Consider the following 8,928-nt stretch of genomic DNA (forward strand, 5'->3'; position numbering starts at 1 on the left):
AATTGATAGAGAAACGTATAAAATAGTATCTGCCATGATTAGAATTTAATATGATTAAGTAGCAAAATTAAATCAATCGATGTAAGTATAATATGATATTAATCACTAGAAGTAAAAAAGAATAATAAATAAATACGCTTCGCTCTGTTGCTTGGTTTATTGATAATATTACTGCTTATCGCTTCTTCGCTAAAGGCTTGATAAAAATGATATTTTGGTATGTAATATTCTTAAGAAGGGACAGACTAGAGTATCAATAATTACAACTTACTCATACCTTAAAACACTCTTTTATAGACAAGAACCTATTCGGGAAAATATCAAAATTACTTGCTTCTTAATTTTCTTTTGATAAATATCCCATAAATTTCTATGCTCTCGACCTTGCTCTATGCCATAATTAAATAGAGCAATATCATCATCAAAACTTGCTAGTAATTTTTTTTGTGCTGTTTGGTAATGTGTGTAATAAAATGATTCTCTTAGCCACTCCATTAAACCTGCTAGCTCAATATCAATTCTAATTATTAAGTCATCATTGGCTCGATTCTTAGTCTTAGAACCTATGTGTGTGATATAGTCATAACCTTGCTCACATAACCGCCATAAAGGGTTAGCATCATCTTCATTATTAAATTTGGCTTTCTTTTAAGATATTATATCTGCTGGGTACATACCTCTGAGCATAAACATAATTAAATATCATAAATATCTATATAAGAGCATATTATGTATTTAAGGCGTTAGGTTGTAAGTTGTTAAGAATGATAACATTATCAATGGCAGTCAAGAGGTCGACGGTTCGAATCCGTTCTTCTCCACATGTAAAATAAGGGGTTTGAAGCGTTTTTATGTTGCGCCTCTTTTTATTTGCAGAAAATTTGCAGAAAAACACACGTTATTTGTCATTAAATACTAATTTTTGCTAACGGGTTTGTATATATAAAGTAGCAGATTTTTATGTATGTCTTTTCAGTTTAAAGTAAAGATAGCAGAAAAGAACTATACTTTAGATTTAGCTATTTTCTGCTATTTTTCATATACGTTGTTGTTTTTAACCTAATGGTTTCTGACCAACTCCAACAACAAGTTCGCATGGTCCAGAGAATCCATTCTCATCTTCAAATTTTGATAGTTCAAACTGAATTTCTTCCCATGCCGCGGCTTTTTCAATATCCGATAAACCTCCTAGCATTTGATGTAAGGCTGCAAAAGACTCATACTCAAATCTAACACAATCTTTAGCGGTTGGCATTATTACTGGAGCGTTAACTACTTGTGACTTAACGTTAATAAACCCAGCCTGTTTAAAGGTGTCTTCTAAAACTCCTTCACCTCCCAAACTAAAAGGGCCTGGCTGTCCTGCAAGTGGTGGTGGAAGTTGTGCACGTTGCCTAATAACTGAAACGGGGGTTGAAAAGAATTTGTTTTTATCAACAGTTGAATAGACTATCGCAGCAACAAAACCACCTGGTTTTAAAACTCGCATCATTTCTTTTAATGCTTTTTGCTGATCAGGAAAAAAGATGAGCCCTACTCTTGAAATTACAGTATCAAAAGAATTTGCAGGAACAGTTAGGTTTTCACCATCCATTTCTTTTGTTTCAATATTATTGATTCCTTTTTCATTAGCAAGTTCCAATGCGAAATCAAGAATTTTTGGTGCTAAATCTGTGGCCAGTACGTAGCCATTTGCACCGACTTTTTCAGCCGCTGTGATTGATTGTTCTCCAGCACCAGCTGCAATATCTAATACACGATATCCTTCTTTAACTTCTGCCATATCCAACATTAGGTCGGTTGCCGGACCTAACCAAGTCTTTAAAGTAGGATGCCAACGGTGCCATGCCTCTGCTGCCGTTTGCCATTGTTCTCTAGTTGTTGTTTTGTAATGTTCTGGATTGAATACTTTTACTGTTTCCATGATTGAAGTGTTTAACTGTTAATTGTTTATCATACTTTATGATGCAAATATGAAAAACATAGAAGCAGAAGTATTTCACAATTGATTCAAATCCTGAAACAATTGATTCAATCACAATTTCTTGTCAAATTAAGCCAGTTGCATTATAAATTCAGTTGGAGAAATTCCAAATCTTTTCTTGAAAACACGGGTAAAGTATGTTGGACTATTAAATCCAGATTGGTAAGCAATTTCGGCAATTGTTTTTTGGCTTTGAGACATTTTACCCAATGCGCTTTGAAGTCGTGACTCCTGAATAAGTTGATTTGGAGTTTGTCCTGTTAATGATTTGATCTTCCGACTTGCTTGAGATTTACTCATTCCGATTTCCGAGAATAAATCTTCACTTTTAAAGTCCGATCGGTTAAAATGTTTTTTTATGGTATTATGCAGCATCAAAGAAAAGACAAAGTCGTCATTGCTGACAAGCGTAAAGTTGGTTGTCTTTTTTTGTTGTTCTTGTAATTCTTTTTTTGCAAGAGCAACAGTTTCGTTATCTAAATATAGTTTTTTATTGAGGCCTAAAGAACATAGACTGTTAATTTTATTTTTTGTTTCTTCAAAGAATGCAGTACCTTTTTCATCAACAGGATTTCCACTTACTACTGCTAAATTAAATTCTAATTTACTGGAGGTAGATTCAAGTAATTCTATTATTGATGTTGCGCAAGAAATGGCATCTGTTGCGTAAACAAACGTTATCATTATTTGATTAGTTGGTTCACGGATAATTACCCCGTTATGTTCAATAACTAAATCTTTTATTTTCTTAAAATATCCATTACTATTTTGAGAAAAGCATACGACATTGGTAAGAAGAATAGTTCTGTAACCGGGATCAAGATCTCCAGAATTAGTTTTTGCTAAATCATTAACCTCTGTCCCTTGTCCCATAAAGAGGTTGTATTCATCGTCTGCTACTTCAATGATATTGCAGGCTGTGTTTCCGTGTGATTCAAGATGAACCTGATTACAGGCTTCTTTACTCGGCCCTTCCATCAAGCAAAAGATTGTTTTACCTTGCTCATTCACCCAATATTTTAATTGTTTTACACCAAATTTATCCTCTATGGCAAGATCTTCCATGTGTGCTTTTACAACATCCTCTGCCGAGAATTCGTCAGAATCGACTGTATGAATATCCATATATAAAGGCATAGATTTTGTTTTTTTGTTCTTATGTAAATTACCTAAAACGTATTTGTGTATGGTTAGTTGGGTGGTTTAGCATCTAATTTAGTAAACAAAAACTAACCAGAGAAGATTCCGAAGGAATTTTTCAAATAGGCAACTACCAAAGCAATGAATTACACACGGTGTTGGCAGTAGTTTTTTTGTCACTATTTACTTTTTTTTTGGTATATTTCTTGTTTACTAAATATTTAAAATTCTTTGTTTCAATTCTTCACTATTACTTTCAATTTCGATAAAGTTATAAGCAGAAAACCCATATTCTTCTTCACATTTTATTAAACCATTAACTTTTATAGAAAGTATTATATATAATAATCATCTACTTTAGAAAGTTTGGTAGAAGACAAGTCAAGTAAATTTGAACTTCGATTATCATTCAAAGAGTAGTTTTTCCGATCGGGATTTATTCTTAACCGTTATAGAAATTTTATCAAAGGATAAGTCGTTACAACTGTTTCTGTTTTATCTATGTCATTAGTTAAACTTAGTGCGTAATTAAAAAGAGTTTTGCAGTAAATCTTAATAAATAAGCGTATTTTACATTTTGGATGCAAAAAAATGTTGTGATTTCTAATAAGAAGTAAAGAAAAATCTTGATTGTAAATAATGATGATAAGCTGTAATGCTTTACTTTAAGAGAAGAATAAATATTATGAAACGTCTTTTACTATTTATAATTAGTGGATTTTCTGTTTTGTCTTTTTCTCAGGAAACAGAAATTATTAAAGAAACTAATATTACCTACTTTGGTCGAGAACACTTTTTAATCGAAGGGACAGCTATGGCCGATTCTCTAAAGGAAAGCCCTTATGATAGGTTGCCGATTTCTTATAAAGAAAAAGTAAGAGAACCAGTATGGGACTTATCCAAATCGTCTGCAGGAATATCTGTGAGATTTCATTCAAATTCGACAAGTATCAATTTAAAATGGTCAATTTTAAACAATTTCTCAATGAACCATATGGCTTCTACAGGAATCAAAGGAGTAGATTTATATTTAAAACACAAGGGCAAATGGAGATATGTTAGTACGGCCAGACCTTCTGGCAGTATAAATAAATATGAACTAATAAAAAACATGACTTCTGATTTTAGAGAGTACAAACTATTTTTACCTTTATATGACGGAGTTACAAAATTGGAAGTAGGAATAGATAGCGACGCTTCAATTAAGAAGGCAATGCCTAATGCGCAAAAACCAATTGTTTTTTACGGTACAAGTATCACCCAAGGAGGTTGTGCTTCGCGTCCTGGAATGGCGCATACCAATATTATCTCTAGAAAATTAGACGTTGATTGTGTAAATTATGGATTTAGTGGAAATGGGAGAATGGAAACACCCATTATTCAACTCATCTCGGAAATTGATGCAAGCTTTTATGTGATTGAATGTTTACAAAATATGAACGCAGAACAAGTTAAGGAACGTGTTTTGCCATTGGTAGAAATTATTAGAAAAAAGCATCCTAATACACCTATAGTTTTTGTGGAAAACATGATGTACAAAACTGCCTTTTTAGATAAGACTATAGAAACTGAATTGAATCATGAAAATTTGACACTAAAAAATGAATACAATAAAATTCTAAAAAAAGGATTTCAAAATGTTTTTTATATAGAAGACATGCCATCCTTTGGAATGGATAATGAAGGCACTGTAGATGGTGTGCATCTTACCGATTTAGGATTTTTAAGGTACGCAGATTATTTAATTAAGAATTTTAAAGAACAAAACCTTATTAAAACTGTACTTAATAAAAATTAGAACTTGAAAGTGTAGGCTACGATCTAGTAATTGCAAGTAATTTATTTGCATCATAAATTTCATTATTATAGAATTAATGTAATAAAAATTAAACGATTATAAATACCACAATTAAACCAACGTTTAATATTAAACTAAAAAGATATGCATTTAAAATATTTAATACTAACACTATTTTTATCGCTATTATTTACTCAAAAAAATCACTCCCAAAACTGGAATGAATTTGCTAATACAAGTCGCTATGACAAAGCAAACCTAGAGCTTAAATTACATACAAAAGCTAAAAATCGTGTTGTTTTTATGGGAAATTCAATTACAGAAGGATGGGTTATAATGCGTCCAGAATTCTTTAAAAACAGAGACTATATTAACAGAGGTATTGGCGGACAAACCACACCACAAATGCTATTACGTTTTAGACCAGATGTTATCGATTTAAACCCAAAAGTTGTGATTATTTTAGCAGGCACCAACGATATTGCAGGTAATACAGGTTACACATCTTTAGAAACAATTATAGATAATATTAAATCTATGGCAGAAATTGCAAATGCCAACGGTATTAAAGTGATAATTTCTTCAATTTTACCTGCGATAGATTATCTATGGAAACCCGGGTTAGATCCTGCTACAAAAATAATTACAATCAACAAAGCACTTAAAGAATATGCTAAAGAAAATAATTTTATTTATTTAGATTATTATTCTGCAATGGAAGACGGTAAAGGAGGCTTAAAAGTGCCAGATTACACAGCTGCGAATGATCTTGTCCATCCAAACAAAGCGGGGTATTTGGTAATGGAAAAATTAGCAGAAGAAGCCATTGAGAAAGCATTAAACATCTAAATTAATCATGATGGATAGGAATGGTATAAGCGTACTGATTTTTTTTATTGCCTTATAGTTTATCCTATTGGAATTATTCATTCAAGCTGAGGAGGAACCGACATTGAAGCTTGGATAAGTTGATAAAAATTAAGATTAACAAGATATTTTATCTATAAACAGACATGCTTTAAAAGTATAATCCATGAAAAAAAAGTATAAACTAGTTTTCGTTTTAGCCATCATTTTAATAAGCTGTCATAGTGAAAAAGAGTTGTATGTACCTTTTTCAAATGCTGAAATTGAATATTGGGGAAGAATAGACACCGTTAGCGTTGAGGCTGCTCAATTATCTTGGTCAGGGACTTCTATAAAGATGAATTTTGAAGGCGAGTCTATTCAAGCCTTAATGAAAGATGAGTCTGGAGATAATTATTACAATATAATTATAGATAATGATCGTATTTCCATTTTGAAGCCAGACACGATCAAGCAGTATTATAAATTGGCTTCAAATTTATCCGAAGGAAAACATTCCATTGAAATTTTTAAAAGAGCTGAATGGGATCGAGGTAGAACGAGTTTTTATGGTTTTAAGATTAGTAATGATGGCAAGTTATTACCAAAATCAGCACCTAAAAAAAGAAAAATGGAGTTTTACGGTAACTCTATAACGGCAGGTTACGCTATAGAGGATTTATCTGGTAAAGACTCGCCAGACAGCACTTATACAAATAACTATTTAAGTTATGCAGCTATTACTTCTAGACATTTCGATGCCAAATATCAATGCATTTGTAAAAGTGGAATTGGCATAACAATAAGTTGGCATCCATTAATTATGCCAGAAATGTATAATAGATTGATCCCTACGGATAGTAATAGCAAATGGGACTTCTCTTTATACCAACCAGATATTGTAGTAATTAACCTATTTCAAAATGATACGTGGCTGGTTAATCTATCAGAGCACGAAGAGTTTAAAAAACGATTTGGAAATGAAGCTCCAGATGATGAATTTATTATAAATGCCTATCAACAATTTGTAGCTGATATACGAAAAGAGTATCCTAATGCTAATATCATATGCTCTCTTGGAAGTATGGATGCTGCTAAAAAAGGGTCGAAATGGATGGAGTATATTAACTTAGCAGTTGCAAACCTTAATGATAAAAAGGTATTTACTCATTTTATGCCTTACATAGAAGCTACTGCTCATCCATCAATTAAAGACCATCAAATAATGGCAAATAGTTTAATTGAGTTTATTGAAGAAAATATTGAATAGACTTATTAAACTATTATTGTCTTTAATAAATATATTGTTGCTGTAGATGTATATTCGCTTTCTACCTCACAGGAAAAATAAGTTTCTGTCTATTCAGAACTAAGGTTTTTCATCTCAGGAACGGGTCCAATACCACTATTTATTAAATTTAATAAAAATAAAAGGACACTAATAACAGGTGGAATCAATAAAATAATACCTATTACTCTTTAAAGTTTCACATTCTTTTTCGTTTGATTAGTGATTTCTATATATTAATTATTTGTAATTACTGCCAACGGTAAATGTAAAAGGTTGTTTAAATGCTTTTTACATAGTATTGTGCGTTCGTTTTATTTATTTTTTCCTAAGAAAAGAGAGAATGAGAGCGCCTAGTAAACCAAGACCAGCTCCGCTTATTAAACCTATGGCTCCAAACAACAAAATAAATGGCAATCGTAATATACTACTGCCTTTCGTAAAGCCTTCGGCTATGCCAAGACTATCGCCATAATCAGCCCCATAAATGCCTAGTAAAATGCCACCTACTATCATGCTAATTGCTGCCTTTGCCACCTTATTTGCAGTACTAGGTGGGTTCAACTCAATATCATTAGATGTGTTTCGATCAAAAATCTTACTATCTAAGCTATTGTTAATTGCCTTTTTTTCAGATTCTAAAGTTTCTGTTGGAACAATAATCCATAAAGCCATATAAACAATAACAGAGATGCCACAGGAAAAGAATAATAGAATGACAAATAGTATTCTGACAATGGAAATGTTAATTTTCGCGGCCTTTGAAATACCCCCACAAACGCCCCCTAGTATTTTGTTTTTGGTACGTGATAATTTCATTTATGGAGTTATGCTATGAGTAGTTAAAATCTGATTTGCTTTCAAATATAAAAAATTAATTCTTTTTCGAATGGCATAATTATCAATTCTGATTTTTGAAGGTCTATAGATTGGTTTTTTTAGATTGATTATACCGAGTATGCAATGCTGTTTAGCTAATTAATTTTGATCACACCTTATAACACACAATGTCTCGGCTATTATTAGTACGGTAATAAAAGGGCACTTTTGTTTCCGTTTAAAAGATTTGGCGGTCTTCATAAATATAAGCAGACCTTGGCTCAAAACCTAAAACCCGTATTAATTATAGCCATTGTTAGCTGTTGTTATTTTTTAAAATACAAATTAATAACTTTTACAAATAGTTAACCTCTACTGTTTGTAATTTGGGTCATGGCTATCCATAATTTGCTTTGCAATTTCATGTAAGTCCGTATTGAAACCCGTCTCATATACAAAAGAACTAAGATTAACACCATAGACACTATTTAGCCAAACTAATGATCCAGCTTCTCTAATGATGTCTCCTTGGTGTCCTTTAACATCAACAAATAATGAGGTGGGTAGGGGTCCAAATCTTGAAATATCATCTAATAATTCATTATTTGTATTCATTTGATCCAAAATCACCGAAGACCATCCCGTTGGTATCGTGAAAATTTTTGTAGAAGGGAATTCAATTCGTAACCGGTCAACCATCTCATTATGTACAATACCATTAACAAAATAATCAGTTAGTTCTTGTATCGTGTCAAACCCATAATCTTGCGCACGTTGTTCCCAATTTGCGGGAAAATCAATTTGTGGTATCGCTATAAAGATGGTTATGTTTGGATTGTTTTGTATGGCATAGTTGATCCATGCACGATGTCCTTCGGTTCGATCTTCAGGTTCATGGCCAGCGGTCATTCCAAAAATATCAATATCCCCTTGATCAAGAGCTGCTTTGATTTGTAGGTGTGCATTACTATTTGAGTCATTCCAAAAATTAATAGGTCTTCCATTATCTCCTCCACGAGTAATAAGTAAACTACTATGATTTTCAAATTTAGC

8 protein-coding genes are annotated in these 8,928 nt (G+C 32.2%); 3 read left to right on the forward strand and 5 right to left on the reverse strand.

Annotation, left to right across the window (positions count from 1 at the left end; all coding sequences use genetic code 11):
* Positions 1-291: 291 nt before the first annotated feature.
* From QZ260_RS10755 to QZ260_RS10765, 3 genes are all read right to left on the reverse strand, one after another.
* Positions 292-495 (reverse strand): hypothetical protein, encoded by a 204-nt coding sequence (locus QZ260_RS10755; protein WP_295986011.1) that lies wholly within the window; start codon positions 493-495, stop codon positions 292-294.
* 559 nt (positions 496-1,054) lie between these two features.
* Complete coding sequence (locus QZ260_RS10760) at positions 1,055-1,924, reverse strand: class I SAM-dependent methyltransferase (protein WP_295986015.1); 870 nt, start codon at positions 1,922-1,924, stop codon at positions 1,055-1,057.
* Positions 1,925-2,053: 129 nt separating this feature from the next.
* Positions 2,054-3,109: a nickel-binding protein gene (locus QZ260_RS10765; protein WP_295986017.1), complete on the reverse strand. Its 1,056-nt coding sequence runs from the start codon at positions 3,107-3,109 to the stop codon at positions 2,054-2,056.
* A 700-nt stretch (positions 3,110-3,809) separates the two neighbouring features.
* Between QZ260_RS10765 and QZ260_RS10770 the strand changes: the two genes are divergently transcribed.
* From QZ260_RS10770 to QZ260_RS10780, 3 genes are all read left to right on the forward strand, one after another.
* Positions 3,810-4,922 carry an SGNH/GDSL hydrolase family protein gene (locus QZ260_RS10770; RefSeq protein WP_295986019.1) on the forward strand — a complete coding sequence of 371 codons (1,113 nt, stop codon included), beginning with the start codon at positions 3,810-3,812 and terminating at the stop codon, positions 4,920-4,922.
* 144 nt (positions 4,923-5,066) lie between these two features.
* Positions 5,067-5,771, forward strand: coding sequence for an SGNH/GDSL hydrolase family protein (locus QZ260_RS10775; protein ID WP_295986021.1), 705 nt, complete (start codon positions 5,067-5,069; stop codon positions 5,769-5,771).
* A gap of 184 nt (positions 5,772-5,955) precedes the next feature.
* Positions 5,956-7,038: an SGNH/GDSL hydrolase family protein gene (locus QZ260_RS10780; RefSeq protein WP_295986024.1), complete on the forward strand. Its 1,083-nt coding sequence runs from the start codon at positions 5,956-5,958 to the stop codon at positions 7,036-7,038.
* 336 nt (positions 7,039-7,374) lie between these two features.
* Here the strand turns inward: QZ260_RS10780 and QZ260_RS10785 are convergent, their stop codons facing one another.
* Both QZ260_RS10785 and QZ260_RS10790 read right to left on the reverse strand, forming a co-directional pair.
* Positions 7,375-7,875, reverse strand: a complete 501-nt coding sequence (locus QZ260_RS10785; protein WP_295986026.1) for a PspC domain-containing protein — start codon at positions 7,873-7,875, stop codon at positions 7,375-7,377.
* 372 nt (positions 7,876-8,247) lie between these two features.
* On the reverse strand, positions 8,248-8,928 hold a 681-nt coding region (locus QZ260_RS10790), incomplete at its 5' end, for a hypothetical protein (RefSeq protein WP_295986030.1).

It is taken from the genome of uncultured Algibacter sp. (assembly GCF_905480415.1).
GTDB lineage: Bacteria > Bacteroidota > Bacteroidia > Flavobacteriales > Flavobacteriaceae > Algibacter_B.